Annotated in this window: 24 protein-coding genes and 1 tRNA gene; 15 read left to right on the top strand and 10 right to left on the bottom strand. The window is 43.0% G+C overall.

From position 1 onward, the window contains the following. The first annotated feature begins 62 nt into the window (after positions 1 to 62). The gene (locus DL796_RS05705; protein WP_110200756.1) at positions 63 to 533 is read left to right on the top strand and encodes a TlpA family protein disulfide reductase; all 471 of its coding nucleotides are present in this window, start codon (positions 63 to 65) and stop codon (positions 531 to 533) included. 46 nt (positions 534 to 579) lie between these two features. On the opposite strand, the gene DL796_RS05700 is transcribed toward DL796_RS05705, so the two are convergent. Continuing rightward, a complete protein-coding gene (locus tag DL796_RS05700) occupies positions 580 to 2058 on the bottom strand; it encodes a M48 family metalloprotease (protein ID WP_110200755.1) in 1479 nt (492 codons plus the stop codon). Between the two features lie 154 nt (positions 2059 to 2212). Here DL796_RS05700 and DL796_RS05695 point away from each other — a divergent pair, with 154 nt between their 5' ends. Beyond that, on the top strand, positions 2213 to 3334 hold the full coding sequence (locus tag DL796_RS05695) for an AI-2E family transporter (RefSeq protein ID WP_110200754.1): 1122 nt from the start codon (positions 2213 to 2215) through the stop codon (positions 3332 to 3334). A 79-nt stretch (positions 3335 to 3413) separates the two neighbouring features. Here DL796_RS05695 and DL796_RS05690 read toward each other — a convergent pair whose 3' ends face one another. Further along, entirely contained in the window at positions 3414 to 4838 is a 1425-nt protein-coding gene (locus tag DL796_RS05690; protein ID WP_110200753.1) for a PhoH family protein, read from the bottom strand. A 42-nt stretch (positions 4839 to 4880) separates the two neighbouring features. Continuing rightward, positions 4881 to 5348 (bottom strand): peroxiredoxin, encoded by a 468-nt coding sequence (locus tag DL796_RS05685; RefSeq protein ID WP_110200752.1) that lies wholly within the window; start codon positions 5346 to 5348, stop codon positions 4881 to 4883. Positions 5349 to 5578: 230 nt separating this feature from the next. Here DL796_RS05685 and dapA point away from each other — a divergent pair, with 230 nt between their 5' ends. Genes dapA through DL796_RS05670 form a run of 3 tightly spaced genes read left to right on the top strand, consistent with a single transcriptional unit; the run spans position 5579 to position 8290 of the window. Beyond that, on the top strand, positions 5579 to 6469 hold the full coding sequence (dapA, locus tag DL796_RS05680) for a 4-hydroxy-tetrahydrodipicolinate synthase (protein ID WP_110200751.1): 891 nt from the start codon (positions 5579 to 5581) through the stop codon (positions 6467 to 6469). Next, the gene (bamC, locus tag DL796_RS05675; RefSeq protein ID WP_110200750.1) at positions 6444 to 7526 is read left to right on the top strand and encodes an outer membrane protein assembly factor BamC; all 1083 of its coding nucleotides are present in this window, start codon (positions 6444 to 6446) and stop codon (positions 7524 to 7526) included. Before dapA ends, bamC begins: the two co-directional genes overlap by 26 nt. Beyond that, positions 7526 to 8290, top strand: a complete 765-nt coding sequence (locus DL796_RS05670) for an MBL fold metallo-hydrolase (RefSeq protein WP_227592998.1) — start codon at positions 7526 to 7528, stop codon at positions 8288 to 8290. Before bamC ends, DL796_RS05670 begins: the two co-directional genes overlap by 1 nt. On the opposite strand, the gene DL796_RS05665 is transcribed toward DL796_RS05670, so the two are convergent. Both DL796_RS05665 and DL796_RS05660 read right to left on the bottom strand, forming a co-directional pair. Then, the gene (locus DL796_RS05665) at positions 8287 to 9717 is read right to left on the bottom strand and encodes a sensor histidine kinase (RefSeq protein ID WP_110200749.1); all 1431 of its coding nucleotides are present in this window, start codon (positions 9715 to 9717) and stop codon (positions 8287 to 8289) included. The two genes, DL796_RS05670 and DL796_RS05665, sit on opposite strands and share 4 nt — an antisense overlap. Then, entirely contained in the window at positions 9717 to 10406 is a 690-nt protein-coding gene (locus DL796_RS05660; RefSeq protein ID WP_110200748.1) for a winged helix-turn-helix domain-containing protein, read from the bottom strand. Before DL796_RS05660 ends, DL796_RS05665 begins: the two co-directional genes overlap by 1 nt. Before the next feature lie 275 nt (positions 10407 to 10681). On the opposite strand from DL796_RS05660, the gene DL796_RS05655 reads away from it, so the two are divergent. From DL796_RS05655 to DL796_RS05640, 4 genes are all read left to right on the top strand, one after another. Beyond that, entirely contained in the window at positions 10682 to 11932 is a 1251-nt protein-coding gene (locus DL796_RS05655; protein ID WP_110200747.1) for a chalcone isomerase family protein, read from the top strand. An 86-nt stretch (positions 11933 to 12018) separates the two neighbouring features. After that, a complete protein-coding gene (locus DL796_RS05650; protein ID WP_110200746.1) occupies positions 12019 to 13146 on the top strand; it encodes a M14 family metallopeptidase in 1128 nt (375 codons plus the stop codon). Between the two features lie 173 nt (positions 13147 to 13319). Beyond that, positions 13320 to 14375, top strand: coding sequence for a quinolinate synthase NadA (gene nadA, locus DL796_RS05645; protein ID WP_170114224.1), 1056 nt, complete (start codon positions 13320 to 13322; stop codon positions 14373 to 14375). 31 nt (positions 14376 to 14406) lie between these two features. Then, positions 14407 to 15330, top strand: a complete 924-nt coding sequence (locus DL796_RS05640) for a class I SAM-dependent methyltransferase (RefSeq protein WP_110200744.1) — start codon at positions 14407 to 14409, stop codon at positions 15328 to 15330. 102 nt (positions 15331 to 15432) lie between these two features. Here the strand turns inward: DL796_RS05640 and DL796_RS05635 are convergent, their stop codons facing one another. From DL796_RS05635 to metJ, 3 genes are all read right to left on the bottom strand, one after another. Next, the gene (locus tag DL796_RS05635) at positions 15433 to 18018 is read right to left on the bottom strand and encodes a heavy metal translocating P-type ATPase (RefSeq protein WP_110200743.1); all 2586 of its coding nucleotides are present in this window, start codon (positions 18016 to 18018) and stop codon (positions 15433 to 15435) included. A gap of 105 nt (positions 18019 to 18123) precedes the next feature. After that, positions 18124 to 18732, bottom strand: coding sequence for a DUF411 domain-containing protein (locus DL796_RS05630; protein WP_110200742.1), 609 nt, complete (start codon positions 18730 to 18732; stop codon positions 18124 to 18126). Positions 18733 to 19259: 527 nt separating this feature from the next. Beyond that, the gene (gene metJ / locus DL796_RS05625) at positions 19260 to 19565 is read right to left on the bottom strand and encodes a met regulon transcriptional regulator MetJ (RefSeq protein ID WP_110200741.1); all 306 of its coding nucleotides are present in this window, start codon (positions 19563 to 19565) and stop codon (positions 19260 to 19262) included. 348 nt (positions 19566 to 19913) lie between these two features. Here metJ and DL796_RS05620 point away from each other — a divergent pair, with 348 nt between their 5' ends. After that, positions 19914 to 20690, top strand: coding sequence for a ferredoxin--NADP reductase (locus tag DL796_RS05620; RefSeq protein WP_110200740.1), 777 nt, complete (start codon positions 19914 to 19916; stop codon positions 20688 to 20690). Positions 20691 to 20858: 168 nt separating this feature from the next. On the opposite strand, the gene DL796_RS05615 is transcribed toward DL796_RS05620, so the two are convergent. Continuing rightward, positions 20859 to 21869, bottom strand: a complete 1011-nt coding sequence (locus DL796_RS05615) for a LysR substrate-binding domain-containing protein (protein ID WP_110200739.1) — start codon at positions 21867 to 21869, stop codon at positions 20859 to 20861. 232 nt (positions 21870 to 22101) lie between these two features. Here DL796_RS05615 and cysK point away from each other — a divergent pair, with 232 nt between their 5' ends. The 4 genes from cysK (at position 22102) to egtD (ending at position 26291) form a co-directional block, all read left to right on the top strand. Then, positions 22102 to 23067 (top strand): cysteine synthase A, encoded by a 966-nt coding sequence (gene cysK / locus DL796_RS05610; protein WP_110200738.1) that lies wholly within the window; start codon positions 22102 to 22104, stop codon positions 23065 to 23067. Between the two features lie 130 nt (positions 23068 to 23197). Next, positions 23198 to 23983: a PhzF family phenazine biosynthesis protein gene (locus DL796_RS05605; RefSeq protein ID WP_170114223.1), complete on the top strand. Its 786-nt coding sequence runs from the start codon at positions 23198 to 23200 to the stop codon at positions 23981 to 23983. 37 nt (positions 23984 to 24020) lie between these two features. After that, positions 24021 to 25346 carry an ergothioneine biosynthesis protein EgtB gene (egtB, locus tag DL796_RS05600; RefSeq protein WP_110200736.1) on the top strand — a complete coding sequence of 442 codons (1326 nt, stop codon included), beginning with the start codon at positions 24021 to 24023 and terminating at the stop codon, positions 25344 to 25346. Positions 25347 to 25355: 9 nt separating this feature from the next. Continuing rightward, positions 25356 to 26291, top strand: a complete 936-nt coding sequence (gene egtD, locus DL796_RS05595) for an L-histidine N(alpha)-methyltransferase (protein ID WP_227592996.1) — start codon at positions 25356 to 25358, stop codon at positions 26289 to 26291. Between the two features lie 204 nt (positions 26292 to 26495). On the opposite strand, the gene DL796_RS05590 is transcribed toward egtD, so the two are convergent. Further along, positions 26496 to 26586: transfer RNA gene (locus tag DL796_RS05590), tRNA-Ser, on the bottom strand. A gap of 19 nt (positions 26587 to 26605) precedes the next feature. Between DL796_RS05590 and DL796_RS05585 the strand changes: the two genes are divergently transcribed. Continuing rightward, on the top strand, positions 26606 to 26870 hold a 265-nt coding region (locus DL796_RS05585; RefSeq protein WP_146205071.1), incomplete at its 3' end, for a hypothetical protein.

The raw sequence follows: 26870 nt of genomic DNA, 5'->3' as shown, positions 1-26870 counted from the left end.
TTGGTAACGCTAACACCCCTCCACATCACAACATTTAAGTAATTGATTTAGGTTGATATCTTATGAAAAAACTTCTGCTGGCTGTATTGTTTGCAACTGTTGGTTTGCTCAATGCTTGTACTAATGAAAATAGCTTCCATTTTTTATCAGGGGAAGAAAAGAGTGTTGATGATTACGAAGGGCAGTGGCTTGTAATTAACTTCTGGGCTGAATGGTGCCCGCCGTGTCTCGAAGAAATTCCTGAGCTCGGCAAGTTAGCGGCAGAAAACCCCGAAATAGCGGTAATTGGTGTTAGTTATGATAAGTTATCGAATCATGAGTTACAGCAACTTGTCGAGAAGTACGATATAAGCTACCCGATAGTTGCTACTGAGCCTATGCCGTTTTTACCTGTCGCAAAGCCACAAAGTCTGCCGGGCACTTATCTAGTGAGTCCGAGTGGGCAAGCAATGGGGCCTATATTGGGGAAAGTTGATCGCCAGAAAATTTTAGAAATCATTAATAAAATCGAAAATAAAGAAGCCTCGAGTTAAGGGGCTTCGATTTTCTTTTTAGCTTCTAGCTTAATGCTCTGCTTAGCTATCGCTCCGATTTTGCTTTAAGCACCGCACGCATTTGTTGGCGCACATCATCCAGCCGCGCCTGAATTCTAGTTTGGGCGTAAGGGTCTTTGGATGTCGCATTCAAAGCTCTTTCAAAATGTTTCTTAGCAGAGCGTAAATCACCCAGCAACATCAAGTATTGCCCCGTAGTTTCGTACATTTCAGGTGTGTTTCCGGCATCCGCCTGTGCTTTTGCTAATAACTTTAGGTAGTTAGGGTTCTTTTGGTGAACATCTGCATACCGTAACAACAAGCTTTCGGCTTTTGTCGGCTGGCCACTACGAATATATATTTCAGAGGTCGCAAGCAGCAGTTTGGTCGAGTCTGGGGTCTTGCTTAGCTGTGACTCCAATAGAGGAAGCATTTCTTGGCCGCTACCGTGCGCTAAGTGGGCTTCCGCTAAGCTAAATAACAATAGCTGGTTGCTTGAGTGCTTTTGATAGAGATCTGAGAGAACCTTTATCGCTAACGAGTTGTTTCCACGCATCTTAAGTAACTCAGCATAAAGATAAAGTTCCTCAAGACTATTTAACTGTTTTTTGCTATAGCGAGATTCAAGACCGCGAAAAGCTTCTTTGTCGTTAATTAGGTTTTTACTGCGAACTCGAGATTTTACCAAAAAGTAATCGATTGAATCTTGGTAATCAACTTTAGGGTATAACTCAGCTCGTTCTCTTGCAGCCGCAATACGATTTCTGGATAAGGGGTGAGTCAATAAAATCTCTGGCGGTTTGAAGGTGTAACGGCTCGCTTGTTGCAAGGTTTCAAAGAAGTCGGCAGCTGCGCTGACATCAAAGCCCGCTGCGGATAGCATGGTAATGCCGATTCGATCGGCTTCTTTTTCGTTCTCACGAGTATGGTTAATAATACTTTGCTGGCCCGCGGCCTGTGTTGCTGCGACGCCCGCCATACCTGCTTCTGGATCTTGAGTCGCCACTAAGACCGAGGCAATCAGCCCTAAAATAGAAGGTATTGAAAGCTCATTCTGGCGTTCCAATCTGCGAGCTAGGTGACGCTGAGTGACGTGAGCCACTTCGTGTCCTAAAACCGATGCTAGTTCGCTTTCGCTTTGTGATGCGGTTATTAGCCCCGAGTGTATGCCAACATAGCCACCAGGAAGGGCGAAAGCGTTTATCGAGTTTTCTTGTATCACAAAAAACTGAAACTGTCGGCCTAAAGCATCGGGATTTGCAGCGACAAGGCGGTAGCCTAAGTGCTGAATATAGTCGGTAACGATTGGATCTTTCATCAGATATTCGCTACGACGGATTTGGCGCATGATGTCATCGCCAATTTGTTGCTCTTGCGCTACCGAAAGGGTAGAACCCGCAGCTTCACCAAGTTTGGGCAATTGGATTTCGTCAGCATATGCAGTCGACTGAACACATACTGAGCTAACCGCAAGCAAGGTGCTCGCAGCAATCATTGAAAGTTTATTAAGAGTGCGTCTGCCCATTCTGATAAAATACCTGTAAAGTTACTGTATATGATGGGGCTAGTATGATAAAAGTTCAATCAAAATACTGCTTTCCATCTATAGTAGTAATGAGTTGCTTAAATATTAATCAAGCCATTATGTATAGTGGTTTGTCTTCAATAGTGAGAGATGAATGAATTCAATCTTTACTCGCTGGTTCCAACGAAACTTTTCTAGCCCAGCGACTGTTGTGCTGACAATGCTAATCATTGTCGGTTTCTTTGTGGTTTTAACGGTTGGCGACATTTTGGCACCAATTTTGTGGGCGCTTGTTATCGCCTATTTGTTAGAGTGGGCCGTCAGCACGTTACAAAAGCACAGTATCAGTCGCTTAAGCTCTGTCTTGATTGTGTTCTCAGGCTTCATCGGCATTTCCATCGTGATTTTTCTGGGCTTAATTCCTATCATTTGGAAGCAGGGAACACGACTGATTACTGAGCTGCCCAACATCATGCTCAAGCTTAAAGAGCAAGTGTTAGAACTTCCCGACAAGTACCCAAACTTTATAACCACTGAGCAAGTAGAAGCTTTTATCACCAGTCTAAATACGGAACTGGGGAGCTTGGGTGAGGCTATTCTTAGCGCCTCCTTTAGCTCGCTGATGAGTGTCGCTAGTATATTGGTCTATATCGTTTTAGTTCCGCTGTTAGTTTTCTTCTTCTTAAAAGATAGGCAGGTTATCTTCGGCTGGTGTAGTCAATGGCTTCCTCAAGAGCGTCATTTAGCTGAAAGTGTTTGGGCAGAAGTAAACCGCCAAATAGGTAATTATATTCGTGGCAAGGTGCTAGAAATAATTATTGTTGGCGTAGTTTCTTATATCGCATTTGCCATCATGGGGCTGAACTACGCCTTATTACTCGGTGTTTGTGTGGGTTTATCGGTGCTGATCCCTTATGTCGGTGCTGCGCTAGTAACAATCCCTGTAGCATTAATTGGTTTTTTCCAGTGGGGGCTTACACAAGACTTTTACATTCTGATGATTGTCTATTTAATCATTCAGATTCTGGACGGTAATGTATTGGTTCCGCTTATTTTCTCAGAAGCGGTAAACTTGCATCCTGTTGCTATTATTGGCGCCATATTGCTATTTGGTGGCTTGTGGGGCTTCTGGGGTGTTTTCTTCGCCATTCCTTTGGCCATATTGGTAAATGCTACTTTAAGTGCTGTTAAAGAGCACAAAGAGTATCAGAGCGCACAAGAGAGTAGCGATGAAGATGAAACCTTAGCGATTGAGCAGCAGCCAGACGCTGAGTAATTTTAAAGTTGTTCCATTCTACGGATTAAATAAGCCCAGCACTAAGCTGGGCTTTTTGTTGAGGGGAAAGATTAATTGATTAGAGAAGTTCTGTAGCATAATCCGCAAGGCGTGAACGCTCGCCTCGTTTCAAGGTGATATGTCCCGAATGACGCCAGTTTTTAAAACGATCGACGACAAAGGTAATGCCTGAAGTCGTTTCCGTTAAATAAGGCGTATCAATTTGCGCCACATTACCCATACAGACCACCTTTGTGCCAGGACCAGCACGCGTGATTAAGGTTTTCATCTGTTTCGAGGTTAAGTTTTGAGCTTCATCGATAATAATGAATTTGTTCAAAAAGGTTCTGCCACGCATAAAGTTTAAAGAGCGCACCTTGATCCATTTTCTCAATAAATCATGGGTAGCGGCGACTCCCCACTCATCATTATCAGTCGGGGAGAGCACTTCCAAATTATCCATTAGAGCTCCCATCCAAGGCGTCATCTTCTCTTCTTCTGTGCCAGGTAAGAAACCGATATCTTCACCCACCGACACAGTGACACGAGTAACGATGATTTCCTTATAGCGCTTAAGCTCTATCGCTTGTTCGAGTGCGGCTGCTAGTGCTAAAAGAGTTTTACCTGTGCCTGCAGGGCCTTGTAGGGTGACAAAGTCAATTTCAGGGTCCATTAGTAGGTTCAGGGCAAAGCTCTGTTCACGGTTTCTAGCGGTGATCCCCCAAATATTATGGCTGTCGTTGCGATAGTCGGTGAGTAATTCGATTAATGCTGTCGGTGTTTCAGAGTCCTCGTCTTCAATTTCACGAACGATGGCCTCGAAATTATCATCAGGCTGATACAAGCATTGATTAACACACCATTCCTTGACCAATGGCCCTTTGATTTTGTAGTAGGTGTGACCTTCTTCTTGCCATGAGTCGATGTCGCGACTATGGGTATCCCAGAAGTCTTGAGGAAGTTCGTAGTAACCTGTTTGCAGTTGCTCAACATCGTCTAGCACCTTGTCATTAAAGTAATCTTCGGAATGGACTCCGACAATGTTTGCTTTAATGCGCAGGTTAATATCTTTCGAGACAAGGGTGACGGTTTTGCTTGATTCATTGGCCTGTAAGGCTAGCGCCACGTTTAGGATAGTATTATCAGCTTTGCTACTAGGAAGTGAATCAGGAAGGCGATCGATATGATCTTTGGTTTGAAAATAAATTTTGCCGTGTTTCGTTGGATCTTGTATTTGCGCTAGCATTCCAATCGGAATACCTTCTTTCATCGGGTCTTTATCATCCTCGGCGATAGAAAGAAGGTCATCAAGATAACGGCTTACTTGCCTTACATTTCGGGCCACCTCCGAGAGCCCTTTCTTCCCGGCATCTAATTCTTCGAGGACCACCATAGGAATCAGTATATCGTGTTCCTCGAAGCGAAAGAGGGCGGTTGGATCGTGCATCAGCACATTGGTATCTAAAACAAAAAGACGTTTACCATCAATTTTAGGTTTTACCATTTGGGCTCCTTGAGTCGGCTCCTTTTCAATAAGGACCTATAGTTATAGCGATTTTACTGCTTCAAGAACTTCTTCCGCATGTCCTTTTACTTTTACTTTGCGCCATTCTTGACGTAGTTTGCCACTTTTATCAATCAAAAAAGTACTGCGCTCAATGCCCATGTACTCTTTACCGAACATTTTTTTAAGTTTGATAACATCGTAGGCTTTACACATTTCTTCATCTTTATCGCTTAAAAGTTCAAAAGGGAATTCCTGCTTCTTTTTAAAGCCTTCATGAACACGTACGCTATCTCGAGAAACACCAACGATTTCAGTGTCTAATTTCTGGAATTCGGCGTAAAGATCACGAAAGTTTTGCCCCTCGGTGATGCAGCCGGGCGTGTTATCTTTGGGGTAAAAGTAAATGACAAGATTTTTATCTTTGAAGTCTTTAAGAGAAAGGTTTTGCTCTCCAGTTGCAGGTAAATCAAAGTTTGGTGCTTTCTTATTCAACTGCGGTTGGCTCAATGTCAGCCTCCTGTATGATTTTTATACTAATCGTGTGTGGGTTGTTCATATTTTGCACTGAGTGCATTATTTACGATTCTTAATTGCTCTTTTGAGGTATAAATAGAGCTTAGTATCACTGTACGTCAGAATTTTTAAAGCCGCAAGCTATCACAGCGTTTTTTCTATTTATGGTTGTTTTCAGGCCTGTTGCTAGCTAACATAGCGCTGCGTATAAAGAGGATAGAGATATGTTTTCAGGTAGTATTGTTGCGATTGTGACACCGATGACTGATAGCGGTGAGATTGATTTAAACGCTTTGCGAGACTTGGTCGATTGGCACATTGATGAAGGTACCGATGGTATCGTTGTGATGGGCACAACCGGCGAATCAGGAACGGTGACAGAAGAAGAGTACATTTCTGTTATTGAAACTGTGGTATCGCAGGTGGCTGGTAAAATTAAGGTCATCGCTGGAAGTGGCGCCATGAGTACCGATAAAACGATCGAGCTTACTAATAAAGTTAAGCAGCTTGGTGTTGATGGTGCATTAGTCGTTACGCCATATTACTGCAAGCCTAGCCAAAAAGGCCTTTATAAGCACTTTCAATCAGTAGTTAATAATTGTGAACTACCGATTATTTTATACAATGTGCCTGGTCGAACGGCAGTGGATTTGCTTCCTGAGACTGTGGCAAAGTTAGCTGATATTGATAACATCGTTGGCATTAAAGAGGCCACAGGCGATGTTTCAAGAGTTACGGAACTAAATCGCTTATTGGAAACTCCAATCACCATATTAAGTGGTGACGATGCTACGGCATACGATTTTATGAAGCTTGGTGGGCATGGCGTGATATCGGTTACTGCCAACGTTGCACCAGCTTTAGTGAGTAAAATGTGTCAGTTAGCACAGGCGCAAAACTGGAAGCAAGCTGCGCTAATTAACGATAAACTGACTGGTTTGAATGAAAAGCTATTTGTTGAAGCAAACCCAATTCCTGTGAAGTGGGCGCTAAACCAAATGAATAAAATGGGGCGCGGTATTCGTTTACCATTGACCGAATTGGATAAAAATTTCCACTCACAAGTTATAACTGCACTGGAACAGGCGAATGTTGAATTATCAAAAAACAATTAAAATTTTATCACTATCAATAGCTTCGGCTTTATTTGTATCAGCTTGCGCGACTTCTGATGGTACAGAAGACATTGATGATAGTTACATGAATAGCCCAAAAGGGCCGCAGCTACAATTACCACCAGGAACTTCTGAAATTAAAGCCACCGATAGTTACCGTGTGCCAGAAGGAACTGTTATTACGCAGCGTGATGCCAAAGGCAAAAAGCTGAGTCTAGAGCCACCTCAGTTATTGTTAATCGCTGGTGATGGAGTCTGGGTTGATACTGAACGCGCTGAGCCAACTGTCTGGGTGCGCGCCACAGAAAGCGAATTAATTGCTTATATCGAGCGCTTTATGAAGTCACAAAGCCTTGCTTATCAAGAGCCTAGCAACGATACCATTACTACTGAGTGGGTTGTTGCTGATGGCGAGAGCAAGCTTTCAGAGCGCTTAGGCCCGTATCATGTTGATAATCAGCGTCACAAGTTTAGTCTAAACATTGTTGATAAGAAGCCTAATGAAGTGGCTTTGCAAGCCAAACACCTTGCCTACCAACACGAAGTTGATGGTCAGTGGATTGATGTGGATACTTCGGAGCGAGTGGCAAAGCAGTTCTTGAATTATTTTGTTGGTTATTATGATTCTGAGCGAACTCGTGAAGCTCGCGAAAGAATCTTACAAGAGGCCAAAATCGATATGGAGCTTGGTTATAACGACCAAGGTTCTTTAGCACTAATCACCGAACGCGAAGTATTAGCCGTTTGGGAGCAGCTGCCACGCGTATTAACTGCATTAAACCTAGAAATTACAGATCACGATCGCTCTGAACAAACTTATTATTTCAATGTTAGAGAGCCAGATGATGGCTTCTGGTCTTGGTTTGGCGATGATGAAAACGAGGCAAAAGTAGACCTTGAACCAGGCAGCTACCAAGTTAAATTGGTAGAGTTAAGTGCTGGTGGTACGGGCATGAATTTCTATGGTGCTGAAGGTAACCTACTTGAGTCAAATGTTATCACACGAATTTACCCTGAATTTTCTGCGGAGTTTAAACGCGGGAAGGGCGATAATTAGTGATAAAAGTCGCTTCGCTGGGTTCTGGAAGCAAAGGCAACTCAACACTCATATCAAGTAAAGAAGCCACGGTCATGGTTGACTGTGGCTTTACTTTAAAAGAAACCTTAAAGCGTTTAGAGCGCCTTGAGGTAGCACCTAATGAGCTCGACGCTCTTTTGGTTACGCATGAGCACCAAGACCATATCAGTGGTATTGGCCCTTTAAGTCGAAAGTTTGATATTCCTGTGTGGTCGACCCGCGGCAGCTTGCTTTCAGGTAAGTGTGGAAAACTAGAGCGTTTTTCAATTATCGAAGGCTTCCGTGAGTTTCAAATTGCTGATCTTAAGGTGGTTCCAATATCGGTCCCGCATGACGCTCGTGAGCCCTGCCAATATATGTTCGAGGTTGCCGGTAAGCGACTTGCGATCCTGACAGACTTAGGATCTTATACTCCAGAAATAATCGCCACGTTAAGCACCTGTGACGGATTGCTGCTTGAATGTAATCATGATGAAGAGATGTTGTGGCAAGGCCCATATCCACGTAGCTTAAAGCAAAGGGTGGGAGGGCCACTTGGGCATATGAGCAATCGACAAGCCATTGAACTTCTTAAAAGCGTGATGAGCGATCGCTTAAAGTTGTTAATAGCAAGTCATATCAGCGAACAAAATAATTGCCCAGATTTAGTGCAAACATCGGTCGCAGAGTCGATTGGCTGGTCGAAAGAGGAAGTGATCATCGCACAACAAAACGAAGGCTTTGGCTGGTTTACCTTAGATTAGGCTTTATTGTTATTGGCTCTATCGGTAGCTCGCTTATGTTCGCGCAGTTTCTGCAGTGGCGAATTTGGATTGCCTCTTGAGCTAACTGATTCTTGGTCTTTATTCTGTACTGAGCTTTGTTTTAAAGGCATATGAATGGTGAATACTGCGCCGCCAAGCTCTCTGCTATCCTCGGCCCAAATTGTCCCTTGGTGGCGGTTTATAATCCCTTTGGCAATGGCTAATCCCAGACCTGCGCCACCTGAGTCACGGTTGCGACTAAAGTCGAGGCGAGTGAAAGGCTCGAAAACTCTCATTCTTTTGCCCGGTGGAATTCCTGGGCCGTCATCCTCAACTCGAATTTCAATACTTTCTTTAAAACGCACCAAAGCAACCTTAACTCTTGACTTCGAAAAGCGTGCTGCATTTCGGATGAGGTTGATCATGACACGATCGATGAGATTACAGTCGGCATAAAGAGGAATCGATTTTGAAGGCTCAGAATAAAGCACAAATCGCTTATTGGGATAGATGGTTTTTACTTTTTCGATAACACTATTGGTAATTTTTCTAAGATCAAAGTGCTCTAACTCTAGCGGGAAGCGACCATCTTTTAACCGGGAATAACCAAGCACTTCGGTAACCAGTTGATCGAGTTCTGCAAGAGCCTCGTCCATATCATTAGATAGCTGCTTTCGACGCTCTTCCTCAGCTGCTTGTCCAAACAAGTCTAGGGCAAAGCTTAGGCGCGCCATTGGGCCACGAAACTCATGCGCGACGGCATGCATTAAATCACGTTGGTTATAAAGGCTTTGTTGATGCTGTCGTTTTAAGCCGTTGATATGATTAACAATTCTTGGCGTGTTGACTGCAATGTTGGTGAGGGGGGATTTTATCGGTTTTAAACGAAGTCCGCCCAAATCCAGCTCTTTTATCGCTCTTATGGCAACCTTTAAGTACTCGTTTACGTGCCGGTAAACTATCAATACCACTATTGAGTTAGCGATTAAAATAATTAGTAGATAAGCTAGCCAGTCTCGTGCGCTAATACTGCTATCAATTGCAGGGTAGGGCCCCAAGGTTAATATAGTTTCATTATCATTTAACAATAAAAAGGCGAGTGGCCCTTCCGAGCGCTTCATATTGATGCCGTAACGATTATTTTTTAGAGTTGCGAAGCTGGTATTGTCGAGCCCCAGTTGCTCTTGGGTAGTGGTAGCAATTTTTACTTTTAATTCATGCTCGGCTTTAGCGATTGTTTGCGGCGAGTAGCTATAGTCTAACAAGGAGAGCCTGACGTTGAGGTAGCGAACATCAGACAAAATAGACTCTTTTAATTGCTCATTATCAAGCTTATTTACCCAAGGCAAATAAACGTAATACATGGCAATAAAGCCACAAAAGTTAATGGCTACCAGAATGAGTAGTAAGGTAATGCTACGTTTCATTAAACTGCTAGAAGGTAACCTTCACCTCGAATAGTCTTGATGATGTAAGGTAATCTCGGATCATCACCAAGTTTACGTCTGAGCCTTGATATCCGCAAATCAATACTCCGATCGGTACCATCATATTCGAGTTTAAAGGTTTTGCGGTGCAATTCTTCACGGCTGACTACTTCACCAGAGCGCTCGGCCAATAACCAAAGTAGATTGTATTCGGCAGTGGTTAAGTGAACTTCTTGCCCTTTGCAGCTTACGCTACGATTTTGTGCATTGATTGAAATGTTTCCAGCAGTGATGATTTTAGCTTGATTATTGACCGGTTCATCAGACTCGATTCGACGTAATAGTGCTCGCAGGTGAGCCAGTAAGACGTGTGATTTTACCGGCTTGCTTAAATAATCATCAGCACCATTCTCAAGACCTGCAATCTCGTCAATCTCATCACTTAAGGAGGTCAACATTAAGATTGGGCCATGGTAATTTGGACGTACCGTTCGACAAATGGTAAAGCCATCTGCACCAGGTAGCATCACATCCAAAATAACTGCGCGTGGTTGGTTTTTCTGAATATAGTCAATAGCATTGCTACCATTGCTTTCAACTAAAACATTAAAGTTATGCGTTCTTAAAAAATCTGCGATCAAACCAGAAAGTTTCTCGTCATCTTCGACCAGAAAAACAGTGTCATTCATAATAATAATTAATCTGAGTATTCCCCAATAGTAAGATAAATTGCCTTATTTGCTGTGTTAGGTCAATCAAATATGCCATGCAGTATAAAGAAAAGTTTAAGGTTTTTATAAAATAGATTTGAATTTATTTTCACTAATCTTCATAAAGCATATTTAAATCAATAGCTTACATATGTAATTGAAACTTGCAATTAAGCATTAATCTCTTACAATATGAACTGTGTCATAATTTTTGACAATAATTACGTTAATTGACTAACAATGGCTGCTATTTAATGAAAAAACTTATACTAACACTGACATATCTACTTTCCACGGTAGCACTTTTAACCCAAACGCAAACATCTGTTGCCGCAGAGCAGACTACTGTTGCAGGTTCAAACCTTGAGTTGAATGGGGTTGGTGTTCACAGTGAGTTAAGAAAAGAATGGTTCCTAAATGCCTTATATTTAACTTCTAAGACCGATGATGCAGAGGATGCCGTAAGCACTCCGGGTATTAAGCGTATGGAGCTTAGAGTTTTAGCTGATAGTCTATCTGGCCGTCGTTTGAAGCGCTTCTGGATCGAAAGAATCAAGAATAACAATGAAGCGAGCAGTGTTTTAGCCAATGCTAAGTCGGTGCGTGACTTCGCAAACTTGATGGATAATGATTTAGTTGCTGGTGATATTGTAACTATAGATGCCTTGCCATCAGCCACTGTTGTTAGTATTAATGGTTCAGAAATTGGTCGAACTGATGCAGCCGCTTTCCCGCTAATTTTAAGAACTTGGGTTGGTAGCAGACCACCAAGCTCAGAGTTTAAAGAAGCAATCTTAGGCGATGTCTCTAGTGTTCAACGCTCTGAGCTAATTGCTCGACTAAACACCATACAGCCAAGCCAAGCCCGTGTTGCAATGTTTGATACTGCGGCAATTAAAGCGCGCGAGGAAGAAGAGCGCAAACAGCGTGAAGAAGAAGAGCGTAAGAAGCGTGAAGAAGAAGAGCGCAAGAAACAAGAAGAGTTACAGAAACTTGAAGAGCAGCAGAAACTAGCAGATCAGAAGGCTCAAGCAGAAGAAGCTCAAAAAGCCGAGGAAGTCGCTGAAGCTGAGCGTTTAAGACGTGAACTCGAAGAGGCTAGACGTCTACTGGCCGAGCAGCAAGCCGCTGCCGAAGCTGCTAAAGGTCCTACAGAAGCAGAGATTGCTGCGATGCGTGCAAAGTACTCGGATCAACTGGGTGCTCACTATGTTCCTTATTTCGAATATCCGCAACGTGATATATTACGTCGTCATGGTAAGTCAGCCCTGATGCGTCCACGTAAGGGTAAAACTCATGGTGATGTTTCTATCAGTATTGAGGTTGATCGCGAAGGAGATTTAGTCGGCGGTGCGTTAGTCAGCAGTTCGGGCGAGAAAATCTTGGACGATGCGGTAATGAATGCATTATTCGACTCAGTGCCTTTCCCTGCGATGCCGGAAGACTTACCGGGTGAAACATTTAAAACGACAGTAAGTATTTCAATTCCTGCACCACAAATGTAGAATTAAAGTAAGTCTCAAAGGGGCCTAATGGCCCCTTTTTGTTATTGTATTGATTATTAATAGTGACAGAGGGTCATTCAGAGCTTATGAAAATAAACAGTTCATTCGATAGCGGAAACATAGAAGTTGTTTCTTACGACGATCCAAAAAACATCACATTGAACATTGCTACAGACTCCAATAGCGAGTTTAAGCAGTGGTTTCACTTTAAATTACACGGTGAAACCGGCCAGACCGTTGGCTTTGAGATTTTAAACGCACAAGACTGCTCTTACGTAGACGGCTGGGACGACTATCAAGTTGTCGCTTCCTACGACAGACAGTACTGGTTCCGAGTCGAGACGGAGTTCACTGCCGATAAGACACTGAAGTTTAGCAAGCAGTTAGAGCAATCGACCATCTTCTTTGCTTACTTCGAGCCATATTCGTACGAGCGTCACCAAAACCTTATCCAGGTGTCACAGCTTTCAGATTTATGTGAACATCAAGTGCTAGGCTCAACCGTAGACGGGCGGGATATTGATCTATTAGTTATTGGTGATGAGTCTAAAGAGCGCAAAATTTGGGTTACAGCGCGCCAGCATCCTGGCGAAACCATGGCCGAGTGGTGTGCTGAAGGTCTAATCGACCGCCTTCTAGATCAAAACGATGCGTTATCAAGAAGCTTACTCGATAAAGCGGTGTTCTATGTTGTTCCTAACATGAACGTTGATGGTAGCTATCGTGGCAATTTACGCTCGAATGCTGCTGGTGCTAACCTAAACCGTGAGTGGCAAACGCCGTCGTTGGATAAAAGCCCAGAGGTTTATCACGTTAGAGCGAAGATGAAAGAAACTGGTGTCGATGCTTACCTTGATCTACATGGCGACGAAGCTTTGCCTTACGTGTTTGTGGCGGGGACAGAAGGTGTTCCAAGCTATTCTGACAAAATTAAATCGTTGGAAGACGAGTTTAAGTCAGTGCTAATGTCAGTTAACCCAGACTTCCAAGACGAATTCGGCTATGACAAAGATGAGCCTGGTAAAGCAAACATGACGGTGGCAAATTCGTGGGTTGGTGAGGAGTTTAACTGCTTATCATACACTTTAGAAATGCCGTTTAAAGATAACGCTAATCTGCCAAACAAGGAGACTGGCTGGTCTTCTGAGCGCAGTTATATCTTAGGGCAAACATTACTAAACCCGCTTTATCAGCTGGTTGATAAACTTAGATAGTCATACGGCTGATAAAGGTTTGTGTCACAAAAAAGCACCTTCGGGTGTTTTTTTGTGGCTGAATCATGTGAGTTCAAGAAATTAACGTTAAAAATCAAGCCTCTAAGAATTGCTTATCAGTTGTAAGTTATTTGATATATAATACTCTAACGATCTAATACTTTTTAATTGCAATGTCTAATGTAGTTACTTCAGTCGAAATTGACGTTCCGTTTCCAAAGCCTCCAGTTAATTTAAGCCCTGAACAAAAAGAGAACCACACAGCAAAAATTAAAGATTTGCTGGTCAAGCATAATGCCGTCCTGATTGCGCATTATTATACCGATCCTGACATTCAGGCATTAGCTGAAGAAACCGGCGGCTTTGTGGGTGACTCTCTAGAAATGGCGAAGTTCGGTGCTCGCCATGAAGCTGATACCCTTATCATTGCTGGTGTTAAGTTCATGGGCGAAACCGCAAAAATTCTGAGTCCGGAAAAGCGCATTTTGATGCCAACTCTTGAAGCAACTTGCTCACTTGATCTAGGTTGCCCCATAGAAGAATTTAGCAATTTCTGCGATCAACATCCTGATCGAGAAGTGGTGGTGTATGCAAATACCTCGGCAGCGGTTAAAGCACGCGCTGACTGGGTCGTGACTTCAAGCATCGCGGTTGATGTCTTAGAGCACCTTGCGGAACAAGACAAGAAAATTATTTGGGGCCCTGACAAGCACTTAGGACGCTATATTCAACAACAAACAGGTGCAGATATGTTGTTATGGCAGGGCGCTTGTATTGTGCATGATGAATTTAAAACTAATGCTTTAGAGCAAACCATGGCGCTTCATCCAGATGCTGCGGTTTTAGTTCACCCAGAGTCGCCTCAAAGCGTAGTTGACCTTGCTGACTTTGTCGGTTCAACGTCGCAGCTGATTAAAGCAGCCAATGAGCTGCCTCACAAGAAGATGATCGTGGCAACAGATAAAGGTATCTTCTACAAAATGCAGCAGAAGGCTCCAAACAAAGAGCTAATTATCGCTCCAACGGCTGGCGAAGGCGCGACATGTCGTAGCTGTGCGCATTGCCCTTGGATGAAGATGAATGCTCTGCATGTGCTTTCTGAAGTATTCGAGGGGAACGACAAAGAGATCTTTGTCGATGAAGATTTGGCAAAAAAAGCATTGATTCCATTAGAGAAAATGGTGAACTTTGCGAATACCATACAGTCAGAAGTTAAAAGCAATATATAACCAGCATTATAAATCATTGTAAGGAGTCTGAATGCGAGTATTAACAGCAAGTGCTTTAGTCTTGGCCTTTTCCACACTAGGGTGTACGGATGCGTCTGAGCAAACTAAAAGCGAAGCCAATGTTAAGACTGAAGTGAAAACTGAGGTCAACACTAAGGTTGAGGAAAACCCTAGTGCAGAGGCTAGCCAAGCGAGCGACACTGAAAGCTTATGGCACAGTGTTTTAAATTCTGATCTTCGTTCAGAGAAAAACAAACAGCGTGATCAATATCGCCATCCACAAGAAACCTTGTCGTATTTTGGTATTGAGCCAGGTATGACTGTGGTGGAGATCGCTCCTGGCGGTGGTTGGTATACTGAAATCTTGTCACCATTATTGGGTAAAGATGGCAAGCTATACGCTGCGCATTATGATCCGAATAGCACCATTGAGTATTATCGCAATAGCCGTGAGAAGTTCAGCAATAAAATTGCTTCTGATGCAGAGCAATACTCCAATGTAGAAATTACTGTTTTTCAGCCACCAGAGCTATTCGATATAGCGCCAGAAAATTCGGCAGATGCTGTGGTAACTTTCAGAAATGTACACAACTGGTTACGTGGTGGTCGTGAAGCGACTGTTGATAGCTTTAAAGAGATGTATGAAGTTCTTAAACCAGGTGGCGTGTTAGGTGTCGTCGAGCACCGACTACCTAAAGACATGAAGCAAGATGAAAAAGCATCTTCGGGCTATATGCATCAGGATTTTGTGATTAGCGTGGCTCAGGAAGCAGGTTTTAAGTTGGTTGCAACGTCCGAGATTAATGCCAATCCAAACGATACCGCTGATCACCCAAAAGGTGTTTGGACTTTACCGCCAGGGTTGCGTTTAGGTGACGAGGATAAAGAGAAGTACTTATCTATCGGTGAAAGCGATCGAATGACTCTGAAGTTTGTAAAGCCAACTAAAGAGTAAACTAGTTAAGTCTTTCTTGTCTAAGACAAAACTAACAAGGCTCCGAGAGGAGCCTTTTGTTTACACGGTATTTGTTACTCGGTACTTTTTACACGGTATTTGTTATTCGATGTTTGCTTTTCGTAGACGTAGTGAGTTTGTGATAACCGACACAGAGCTGAAACTCATGGCTAAAGCAGCCACCATTGGCGACATCAATAAACCGAATACTGGGTATAACACCCCAGCGGCAAGCGGGATACCTAATCCGTTATATATAAAGGCAAAAAACATATTCTGCTTAATATTCTGCATTGTTTTGTGACTTAATTTATACGCTTTTTCAATATCTAGAAGGTCGCCTTTGATTAGTGTTATTTCGGCGCTTTCAATGGCAACGTCAGTCCCAGTCCCCATGGCTATACCGACATCCGCTTGAGCAAGTGCTGGGGCATCGTTAATGCCATCACCCGCCATCGCAACGATCTTGCCTTGTCCCTGTAATTCTTTAATCCGATTGAGTTTATCCTCGGGCATGCACTCTGCCTCGAACTTAATATCCAGCTCGTTTGCCACGTGTTGGGCAGTTGCTTGGTTGTCGCCCGTCATCATTAGCACATCGATATGAGAAGCCTTGAGTCGCTGGATGGCTTTGAAAGAGCTCTCTTTTAGTTTGTCTCCAATCACAATAAAGGCAGTGACAGAATCGTTAATAGCTAAGTATGAAATAGTTTTGCCTTTAGATTGATACTGCTCTGCATGACTTAATACAGTTTTATCAAGATGAACTCTGTTGCGCTTAATTAACGCCGCATTACCCAAGAGTAAATCGCTGTCATCAACTCGACCGCTAACACCTTGTCCGCTATGCGCCTTAAAATGACTAACATCTTTTAGCTTTAATTCTTTTTTCTTCGCAAAATCTACCGTTGCCGTTGCTAATGAATGTTCGCTAGGTTGGTTGAGCGATGCTATCAAGGCCGCAATGCTATCTTCGGGGTTCTCGCTAGAGAAGGTGTCTTTTGCTTCATCAAGTACAATAACTTCTTCAACGCTTGGCTTTCCTTGAGTCAAGGTTCCAGTTTTATCGACGATCAAAGTATCTATTTGATTCGTTTTTTCGAGCACTTCTGCGTTTTTTATCAAAATGCCAGACTGAGCCCCACGGCCAACCCCGACCATTACCGACATAGGGGTGGCTAACCCGAGTGCGCAGGGACAAGCAATGATGAGCACCGCAATAGCATTCACAATAGCATAAGCGTAGGCCGGAGCGGGTCCCCACGTTGCCCAAATAATAAAGGTCAGGATTGCAACTATGACAACTGCCGGTACAAAGTATTTCGCCACTCTATCGGCTAGCTTTTGTATGGGGGCTTTGGAACGGCTAGCATCATTAACCATCTCGATGACTTTCGACAGTAGGGTATCTTTACCTACCTTTGTCGCTTTAATCACCAGAGAGCCACTACCGTTAATAGTACCCGCGCTGACCACATCTCCGACATCCTTATTGACCGGAATCGGCTCACCGCTAATCATAGACTCATCGACATCACTGTGTCCTTCGGTGATCGTCCCATCAACAGGAACCTTGCCTCCAGGCTTTACTCGAACGAAATCATCCACAGAAACCTGATCAAGTGTGACCTGTTTTTCTTCACCATCGACGATTTTTATCGCTGTGGCTGGCGTGAGCTTTAATAACTCTTTGATGGCCTGATTGGTTTTACCATGAGCGCGCGACTCCAGTAATTGCCCCAGAAGCACTAGAGTTAGAATCACTGAGGCTGCTTCAAAGTAAACGTGGACTGTGTCTACTTCCGTTTTGAATTGGTCAGGGAAAACTCCTGGCGCAATAAGCCCAACAAGACTAAACAACCAAGCCACTCCAGCGCCAATCCCAATTAAGGTAAACATGTTGAGGTTGAAGGTTTTAATCGATGTCCAAGCACGTTCGAAAAACATCCAGCAGGCGTAAAATACCACGGGAATCGATAAACCTAGCTGTATCCAGTTCCACGTTTTCTGGGGTAGCCATTGGTATAGTGGATTATTCGGTATCATTTCTGACATGGCGATAATAAAAATCGGCAATGTAAAGATTACCGCTACTTTGAATTTTTTCAGGAGCTGTAGATAGTTTTCATCAGGGGCGTCGTCCCGCAGGGTTTCTTGTGGGATTAACTCTAGCCCACATTTCGGACAGTTGCCGGGTGAGTCTTGTTGTATTTCGTCGTGGTTTGGGCAAGTGTAGATAATGTCATGGACATTATCACCTTCAATCACTTCGAGATTCATACCACACACGGGGCAGGCTCCAAACTCACGATATACTTTATCGCCCTCACAAAACATGGGGCAGTAATATTTGCCAATATCGCTTTCGTCGAAGGTGTGTTTGATTTCTTGCTCTGCACTGTGGTGACAGCAACTGTCATTGTCGCTTTGTTCCAGCTTTGCTTTGGCTTCTTCTTTGCTAATAACGAGTTTCTCAAAGCTTGTTTCTACGATCGTATAACGCCCAGCCTCGGCGAGTGCTTTTTGTAGTGACTCAAGTTCTCCGGCAGAGCCTTCAAACTCTATAACCGCCAAGTTAGGCAGTTCGACGTACAGCGCACTAACGCCATCAATTTTGGATAACGTTGTTTCTACCTTTTTTCGACAGCCTTGACAGGTCATGCCGTCAACCCTATATGCTTGTATCATTGTTACACCTTTATTATGTGATTTAAGGGCCTTTCTGGCCTAACCATAAACTTTTATGCGGAGCCGCTAGGGACTCTTGGCAATACCACTTGCTTCCTAATATCGTTATTGACTTTCGGCCGGTGAAGTTAGGTACTGTTCTTCTAAACTGTCCACAGAGGCAAAGATTGAGATTTGCCCATTGTCGTGCAGTAGAAAGACTTTATAAGGCATAAACTTACCTTGATATTCCATACCTGGGCTTCCCACTGGCATTGCAGGGACGGCTAGGCCGATAGCGTGCTTGGGCGGATTAGCTAAAAACTGTTTGATGATTTTGGCAGGAATATGGCCTTCAAACACATACTGCTGACTATTGTGTTTGATAACGGCTGTATGGCATGAGCTTAATTGTGAGTTTACTCCTAACTCTTGCTTGATCTGATTTATGTTTTCAACAGGCTTGAGCTCGGTTTCAAACTGCTCTTTATTGAGGTGGGAGGCCCATTTGTCACAACAAGTGCATCCTTCATTTTTATAAATAATGGCGTGCAGCTGTTCTAAGGCTGAGTCTTTGGACTGCGTCTCTGCGACTTTGTTTGAGGTGCTTTTTGAGGTGCTGTCACTGATGCCAGTGACATTTTTTGCAGCGCTCTCAGCGATACTTGGGAATACCAAACCTAGTATAATAACCAATGCTATCGAGGGTGTTGTTAGATTTTTAAGCGTAAACATGAATAACTCCTAGTAATAAAAAAATAGTATCACAATATGTGTCAAGGACCTGGAAAGACCAAGCAGACTTTAAAATAGCTAGGAGCTAATTGGAGGTCGGAATAGTGGAGTCTGAATGTTTATAGGGAAAAACTGAGAGTAGGGCGTAGCGACCAGTTGATGATGCTTTATAGGCTGAGTCGTGTTAGCCGTTGCCGTGATTAGGGAAAGAGTAGCGCAATGCAACATTATACATTGTGCCTCTGAACAACAGTCGTGTTCAACCGGTGTAGTAACAGCTGGTTCTGTTAGGTCACTTTTTGAAGAATCAGAATGGAGGCTGTATGTTGTTATTGGTGAAGCACAATTTAAGTGTACGATAGCAGATGCTGTGTTGATGATATTAATGTTTACCAACACTAGCAATAAAAGCCAATAAACCGGCTTACGTAACATACTCATGACCACATCTCGCTATTCCTAACTGATGGTGAAGTAAACTCTGTATATGATTAATGGTATCAAGATTGCAGAAAAATATCACTCAGCTAGTCGCTATATTCTTTAACTTGCTGACTCAGTTCCAGCATAGCTTGGGCATAGTCATCTTTATTCTTCTGGAGATCATCATCCGTTGGTAATGGCTGGCCTGTGTAAGCATGCAGAAAAGCCTCGCACAGTAGTTCACTGTTGGTGGCATGGCGTAAGTTGTTTACTTGTCTGCGTGTGCGTTCATCGGTTAATATTTTTAGTACAGAGTAGGGTATAGAAACGGTTATCTTCTTAACCTTATCTTTTTTCTCACCATGCTCCACATAAGGATTAATAAATTCCCCGTCCCACTTTTTACTCATATTAACCTCAGAATTGTTGTGTGATTTGTTAGGTGATAATACCTGAATTAACCCTATTTAGCTCTATTGATAGTGGCCGTAACGAGTTATTAGTTAAAAGACCCATGCGCGATACAGTGATATTTTGAGGCTAATAATAAGCCATAATTCACTCAGATTCTATAGGGTTAAATCGATAATCCATGTCTAATATCTCTGTAATTCATCAGTTTATTGATCCTATTGATAGCAATAAAATTATGAGATTAGTTTTAATAATGCAAAAGCGCTTATCGACTTAATGAGAATCGTTTGCAATAAGTTTAGGTTCTTATATAATTCGGCTAAATCCTCCTCTAGGTGGAGCTTATGAGCAATATTAATATTGAAAAAGTACTATCTGTAAAGCACTGGAACGACACTCTTTTTACTTTCCAAACCACTCGTGATCAAAGCTTACGTTTTAGAAACGGCGAGTTTATTATGATCGGCTTGCCTCTCGAGGATGGTAAGAAAGTTATGCGCGCCTACAGTATCGCAAGTCCTAATTATGAAGAGAACCTAGAGTTCTTTAGCATTAAAGTGCCTGATGGGAAATTAACTTCACGCCTTCAGCATTTGAAGCCTGGCGATGAAGTGATGGTAAGCAAAAAGCCTACGGGAACCTTAGTGGTAGACGATGTAAAAAGTGGCCGTAACCTCTACTTACTCGCGACAGGTACTGGTTTAGCGCCGTTTATGAGCATTATCCAGTGTCCTGAGACTTATGAGAAGTTCGACAAGGTTATTCTGTGCCATGGTGTGCGATACGTTAGCGAGTTATGCTATCAGCAAAAAATCATGGAAGAATTGCCAAACCATGAGTACCTCGGCGATATTATTTCTGAAAAGTTGCTCTATTATCCAACGGTGACACGTGAGCCGTTCCAAAACCAGGGCCGATTAACTCATGCGCTCGAAGAAGGTAAGGTTGAAGAAGCATTGGGCCTTGATAAGTTAGATCCTGAGCACGATCGTGCCATGATCTGTGGTAGCCAAGCAATGCTGGAAGACTTATCTAAAATGCTTGATGGCAAAGGCTTTGAGATTAGCCCAAAGATGGGTATTCAAGGTGATTATGTTATCGAGCGAGCGTTTGTAGGCTAGTTTTGCAGGATAGCTTTTTAGAATAGTTTTTAATGATAGCTGAGCTGATATAAAACACAGCTTAGAAAAAATTTAAAAAGCCCCTTTGCTGGGGCTTTTTTTATGGCTCTAATTATAAACATCCACTTATAACGAATTTGAATAAAGTTGTTTTAGCTACAAATATACCTAAATATGCCACATTTGATGCATAGGCAGTGGTGCATCATCTTCGTCATTGTCGATGCTATTAGCTAGTTCGAGAGACGAAGTATAGTCTTGATGCAGGTAGCGACTTAATTGTTCTTTGCTGATGTGGGGGGCGAAGTCGTTAATAAAATCTTTCATGTATTTCTTCAAGAACATGTTTTTATTAAAGGCTAACCACGTAGTGCATCGTGGCAATATATCTTTAGTGGAGTAGCCCAGCAAGTCACGATCTTGCTTCGGTGAAAACGCCATACTAGCCACGATACCAATACCAAAACCATTTCGCACATAAGTCTTAATAACGTCTGCGTCGCGAGCTGTAAAGACAATGTTTGGCTCTAGCTTAACTTTATTAAACGCATCTTTTAAGCTGGACTTTTCTGCTGGCCCCATTGAGGGGTAGGTGACGATGGGATATTTGGCTAAATCTTGAAGAGTAATTTTTCTTAAGTCTCCAAGAGGGTGGTCTTGAGGGAAAAGAACTGTTCTATCCCATTGAAAGCAAGGGATTTTCACAATATTCGCACCTAGCTCAATATTGCCGGAAGCTATGGCGAAATCCACCTCCTGTTTCTGTAGTTGCGATAGAATTTGCTCAGAGGTTCCTTGTTGTAAATCAATAGTCAGCTGGGGATAGCGTTTATGGAAATTAGCAAATACTTTTGGTAACACATATTGCGCCTGTGTCTGCGTTGTTGCGATAGAAAAGTTACCTGACTCACTTTCGTTGGCTAGATTGCTAATGTTTTTTATGTGGTTTATTTCGTGCAGTACTTTGCGCGCACGACTAATGATCTCTTCGCCAAGCTCACTCACGCCTACTAGCTGCTTACCGTTACGAATGAAGATTTTGGTTTCTAATTCACTTTCTAATAAGCGTAGTTGTTTACTGATGCCAGGTTGTGATGTGAATAATTTTTCAGCAGCTTTAGTGATGCTTAGGTTATTGTCAGCAATCGCTATAAGGTAGATGAGTTGCTGTAGTTTCATGGCAATGGGTACTTAATATCGTTAATGGGTTGATGTTAGGACCAGCGAGGTCTAAGATCAAGCTTTTATTCCATTTGGTTATAAAGATTGTAGGCATATTATTTACGCTTTGCAATCACAAGTGTTTAAATGCGTATTATCGCAAGAAGTTATATGTATTATCAGGAAATACTCCAAACATCAGTGGTGTAGTATTTCCTGTAAAAGATTATGTTGTGAGGCGAACTCTAGAATGAGCAAAATATACGATTCAATATTAGACACTATTGGAAATACACCAATAGTAAAGATCAATCGCTTAGGCCCTAAGCACGTTAATCTCTATGTTAAAGCCGAATACTTTAACCCACTATCATCAGTTAAAGACAGGCTGGCTAACGCCATTATTAATGACGCTGAAAGTCGCGGTCTATTAAAACCTGGGCAAACAGTTGTCGAGGCTACATCAGGCAACACTGGCATTGCGCTGGCTATGGTATGTGCAGCTAAAGGCTATCCTTTCGTGGCCGTAATGACTGAAACCTTCTCTGTCGAACGCCGTAAAATCATGCGAGCTCTTGGCGCCAAAGTTGTTCTTACACCCGCAGCTGAGCGTGGCGTAGGCATGGTAAAAGTCGCAGAGCAACTTGCTGAGAAAAACGGTTGGTTTTTAGCGCGTCAATTTGAAAACTTGGCGAATCCTGCTTACCACCGAAACACCACAGGGCCAGAGATATTAAGTGCTTTTGCCAACCAGAACTTAGACTACTTTGTTAGCGGTTACGGTACCGGCGGCACTATTACTGGTGTTGGTGAGATGTTAAAGCTTGCAAGACCTGATATTAAGGTGATTGCGACTGAGCCCGAGGGTGCAGCTTTATTGCAAGGCAAAGAGTGGCAACCTCATAAGATTCAAGGCTGGACACCCGACTTTATAGCGGACGTTATGAGTCGCGAGGTGTATGACAAAATCGTGCCAATTTCTGATGAAGTCGCGCGCGATACTTCTTTGGCCTTGGCTAGAAACGAAGGTATTTTCTGTGGCATATCTTCAGGAGCGACCTTCGCTGCGGCGTTAGAAACGGCGCATGAAGCTCCAGAAGGTTCTAATATTTTGGCTATGCTACCTGATACCGGCGAGCGATATTTGAGCACTTTCTTGTTCGAGGACATTGATGAAGGCTCTGATGATGATATTTTAGATACATTACAGTCGTAATATCACCACGATCTAGTAGTATTTATTAGCCCGCAACTGCGGGCTTTTTTCTATTTGATGTTAAGAGCAGTTCTCAGCATAATGACTTTATCTAAATAAAGTTGGGGTAGTGGTGGAGCTAAAAAGTATTTTGAAGCGACAAGAAGTAGATGTGTTTTCGACGCCCACCTTAAAAGGGACTTATGCGGTTGTTTACCAGTTGGAAAAAAGTGCCTCATTAAACTGGTTACAAAAAATCGCTCAAAATGAAGGAGCGCCTGCGACCTGTTTCTTTACTCAAGACTCACCCCACTCATACTCGGTTCGATGTTTTAACAGCTCTCATGAAATACAGCTATGCGGTCATGGTCTTTTAGCGACTGCGAAAGTTATCGCTAAAAAGGGTGTTAAATCCTTTTCATTATTAGCAAAAGCCCAAGAAGTTAAAGTTGTCTGCGAGCCAGTGGAAAACCCGTCAGAAGACTCTGTGTGGCTCATCTTTGCTGAGGCTTCGGTAATAGCTTCACAAGCTCCGCTTTGGATGCATAAAGTGTTTAACCAGCTACCTCAAGCTGTATCAACCGTTGGCAACAGTGACGGCTATTTTGTTATGCAGTGGCCAGATGGTTTTAATCTTAAGTCTTTGTCTGTAAATTTCGCTGAGCTTGTTAAGCAAACCGACAGAGCCGTTATTGCTACTTGCAAAAGCTCTTCCCCTGATTATGACTACTGTTTTAGGTATTTTGCGCCACAACATGGCGTCGATGAAGATAAAGCAACAGGATCAGCTCACAGGGTTTTAGTGAGCTACTGGAACCAACGCTTAAATAAATGTAACGTAAAAGCTCTTCAACTCTCTAATGATGGGGCTGAGTTGATAGGGCGATCTGATACTGGCAGTGTTTGGATCTCTGGCGCCGTATCAATCAGGGAGTAAACTCGAAACTAATTATCAATAAACTTTAAGGTAACGCATGTTAGACAAAGTGGATCTCAGCTCGCTACAAGACAAGGTGTTGAATGACGATATGCGCTCACTCATAGAGCGGTTTAAGACGGTCAGAGAGGTGACGGAAGCGCTGTGCGAGCCTTTGGAAGTCGAAGACCTCAATTTACAGGCGGTAGCGGAGACCAGCCCAGCTAAGTGGCATCTAGCGCACACCAGTTGGTTTTTTGAAACGTTTATTTTGAAATCCTTTGAGGAAAACTTCGTCCCGTTTAATCCTCAGTTTGAATACTTATTCAATTCTTACTACAACGCTATTGGCGAACAGTTTTTGCGTCCAAACCGTCATCTTTTATCACGCCCCACCGTTAGTGAAATTTATGACTACCGAAAGAATGTGACTGAAAGAATAGTAACTCTTATCGAGAAACAGAGTCAGCTCAATAAAATTGCGCCTTTGGTTACCCTCGGCATCAATCACGAACAACAACACCAAGAGTTATTACTCACGGATATCAAATACAACTTGTATCAAAACCCGCTTCTTCCTGTCTATTTGCCACTCTCAGAAACACTTGATGGTAAACAATCGGTTAAGAGTTCTCCTAAGAATTCTATAAACTGGGTTAGCTTTGACGAAAGTCTAGTGGAAATTGGCAAAGAACTTGGCGATGGTGTGAATGGTGAGTTTGGCTTTGATAATGAGTCACCTAAACACCAATGTTTTGTTGCTGCTTTTGAAATATCGGAACGACTGATAACAAATGGTGAGTACCTTGAGTTTATCGAAGCTGGAGGTTATGACGAGCCAAAATATTGGTTAAGTGATGGTTGGGCAAAGAAAACAGACGCTGCTTGGCAAGCCCCTTTGTATTGGTATCAAAAAGATGGCTATTGGTATCAGTATTCGCTAACAGGAAACTGCAAACTTGATCCGAACGAGCCCGTGTCGCATATCAGTTATTACGAAGCTGACGCTTTTGCAACTTGGGCTGGCGCACGGCTACCCACTGAACAAGAGTGGGAGTTAGTAGCGAAAGGGCAGCCTGTCAGCGGTAATTTGCTAGCAAGTAAAAACTACAGACCTACGCCCACAGCTGAGCAAAAGATGGTAAAACAGTTATATGGCGATCTCTGGGAGTGGACATCGAGTAGCTATAGTCCATATCCAGGCTATTCACCGCTAGCTGGGGCTGTCGGTGAGTACAACGGGAAGTTTATGGCTAATCAATATGTTTTAAGAGGTGGCTCGTGCGTGACGTCAGATGACCATATCAGAGCCACTTATCGTAATTTCTTTTACCCAGAAGCTCGTTGGCAGTTTTCTGGCCTTCGTTTAGCCAGAAGCCTATAAGGAGTGAGCGTGAGCAAACAAGTTTCATTAAACCAAGAACAAGTTGAAATCTTAACGGGCTTAAAAGCCGACCAAAAGTTTATCAATCCCAAATATTTTTATAATCACCGTGGCTCAAAGCTATTTGAGAAGATTACTCAGCTGGATGAGTACTATCCAACAAGAACGGAACGGTTGATACTAGAATCTTGCGCAAATGACATCGCCCAGTATATCGATAAGCAATCATTAATTATCGAACCAGGCGCTGGTAGCTGTAAGAAGATTGAATACCTCTTAGAAGCTATTCATCCAAGCGTTTATGTACCACAAGATGTATCAGCCGAGTTCTTAAAACAATCCGCAGAGCGATTATCGAAGGACTACCCTTGGCTAACAGTGAGTCCAGTGGTGAGTGATTTTTCAGAGCCGATAAATATACCGTCAGAGTTCGAGCGTCATACCAAGTATGTTTTTTATCCAGGATCAACCATAGGTAACTTTGAGCCGGAAGACGCAGTAACATTTTTAAGACAAATGAGACAATTGGTAGGGGAAACTGGGGGCATCGTTTTAGGTGTTGATTTACATAAAGACAATGAAACGCTTCACGCTGCTTATAACGACAAGAAAGGAATTACAGCAGAGTTTAACCTGAACACATTGGCACACATTAATGACATTCTAGGGGCAAGCTTTAAGTTAGACGAATTTGAGCACCTTGCTTTGTATAACTCACAACAACAGCGCATTGAAATGTACCTGAAAAGCTTAAAGGCGGCTCGTTACGAAGTGCTCGGTGAAACGCTGAGCTTTGAGAAGGGTGAGTTGATCCACACCGAACATTCTTACAAATATACGATTGATGGAATTGCTGAACTCGCGAGCAAATCAGGGTTTAAGCTAGCGCATAGCTGGCTAGATGGAGATGAGCTGTTTAGTGTTAATTATTTGCAAGCTGACTAAACACTTTTAACAGATAGAAAAATACCCGCACGAGGCGGGTATTTATTGTATGGCGGTGAAGGAGGGATTAATAAAATACTTCCTTGTATTTTCCCCTACGGGCAGCTTAGCTGTTCAAAGTTGCTCCAGGCAACTTTGTCGAACCGAGGTTCTCATCCCACACTCAGATACAAAAATACCCGCACAAGGCGGGTATTGTTTGTATGGCGGTGAAGGAGGGATTCGAACCCTCGATACGCGATTAACGTATACACACTTTCCAGGCGTGCGCCTTCAGCCACTCGGCCACTTCACCGTTATTTAAAACTTTATGGATGTATAGACAGTTAGTGTTTCCCTGTCGATACGGCGCACTTCTGCGTGCGCGTTACTCGAAAGCGTTGCTTTCTCGCCCTTCGGGTCGCTTTCACTGCATTCAAGCGCTCAAACCTACGGTTTGTCAGCCAATGGCTACTTCACCGTTATTTAAAACTTTATGGATGTATAGACAGTTAGTGTTTCCCTGTCGATACGGCGCACTTCTGCGTGCGCGTTACTCGAAAGCGTTGCTTTCTCGCCCTTCGGGTCGCTTTCACTGCA

This window comes from Kangiella spongicola (assembly GCF_003194565.2).
Lineage (GTDB): Bacteria > Pseudomonadota > Gammaproteobacteria > Enterobacterales > Kangiellaceae > Kangiella > Kangiella spongicola.
Note: the sequence above shows the minus strand (reverse complement) of the source record. Positions and strands in the feature narration are given on the sequence as shown.

Excerpts from the sequence above, each read along its gene's own strand:
- DL796_RS05705 (WP_110200756.1), top strand. The coding sequence starts at position 63 with ATGAAAAAACTTCTGCTGGCTGTATTGTTTGCAACTGTTGGTTTGCTC.
- DL796_RS05700 (WP_110200755.1), bottom strand. The coding sequence starts at position 2,058 with ATGGGCAGACGCACTCTTAATAAACTTTCAATGATTGCTGCGAGCACC.
- DL796_RS05695 (WP_110200754.1), top strand. The coding sequence starts at position 2,213 with ATGAATTCAATCTTTACTCGCTGGTTCCAACGAAACTTTTCTAGCCCA.
- DL796_RS05690 (WP_110200753.1), bottom strand. The coding sequence starts at position 4,838 with ATGGTAAAACCTAAAATTGATGGTAAACGTCTTTTTGTTTTAGATACC.
- dapA (WP_110200751.1), top strand. The coding sequence starts at position 5,579 with ATGTTTTCAGGTAGTATTGTTGCGATTGTGACACCGATGACTGATAGC.
- bamC (WP_110200750.1), top strand. The coding sequence starts at position 6,444 with ATGTTGAATTATCAAAAAACAATTAAAATTTTATCACTATCAATAGCT.
- DL796_RS05665 (WP_110200749.1), bottom strand. The coding sequence starts at position 9,717 with ATGAAACGTAGCATTACCTTACTACTCATTCTGGTAGCCATTAACTTT.
- DL796_RS05660 (WP_110200748.1), bottom strand. The coding sequence starts at position 10,406 with ATGAATGACACTGTTTTTCTGGTCGAAGATGACGAGAAACTTTCTGGT.
- DL796_RS05655 (WP_110200747.1), top strand. The coding sequence starts at position 10,682 with ATGAAAAAACTTATACTAACACTGACATATCTACTTTCCACGGTAGCA.
- DL796_RS05650 (WP_110200746.1), top strand. The coding sequence starts at position 12,019 with ATGAAAATAAACAGTTCATTCGATAGCGGAAACATAGAAGTTGTTTCT.
- nadA (WP_170114224.1), top strand. The coding sequence starts at position 13,320 with ATGTCTAATGTAGTTACTTCAGTCGAAATTGACGTTCCGTTTCCAAAG.
- DL796_RS05640 (WP_110200744.1), top strand. The coding sequence starts at position 14,407 with ATGCGAGTATTAACAGCAAGTGCTTTAGTCTTGGCCTTTTCCACACTA.
- DL796_RS05635 (WP_110200743.1), bottom strand. The coding sequence starts at position 18,018 with ATGATACAAGCATATAGGGTTGACGGCATGACCTGTCAAGGCTGTCGA.
- DL796_RS05630 (WP_110200742.1), bottom strand. The coding sequence starts at position 18,732 with ATGTTTACGCTTAAAAATCTAACAACACCCTCGATAGCATTGGTTATT.
- metJ (WP_110200741.1), bottom strand. The coding sequence starts at position 19,565 with ATGAGTAAAAAGTGGGACGGGGAATTTATTAATCCTTATGTGGAGCAT.
- DL796_RS05620 (WP_110200740.1), top strand. The coding sequence starts at position 19,914 with ATGAGCAATATTAATATTGAAAAAGTACTATCTGTAAAGCACTGGAAC.
- DL796_RS05615 (WP_110200739.1), bottom strand. The coding sequence starts at position 21,869 with ATGAAACTACAGCAACTCATCTACCTTATAGCGATTGCTGACAATAAC.
- cysK (WP_110200738.1), top strand. The coding sequence starts at position 22,102 with ATGAGCAAAATATACGATTCAATATTAGACACTATTGGAAATACACCA.
- egtB (WP_110200736.1), top strand. The coding sequence starts at position 24,021 with ATGTTAGACAAAGTGGATCTCAGCTCGCTACAAGACAAGGTGTTGAAT.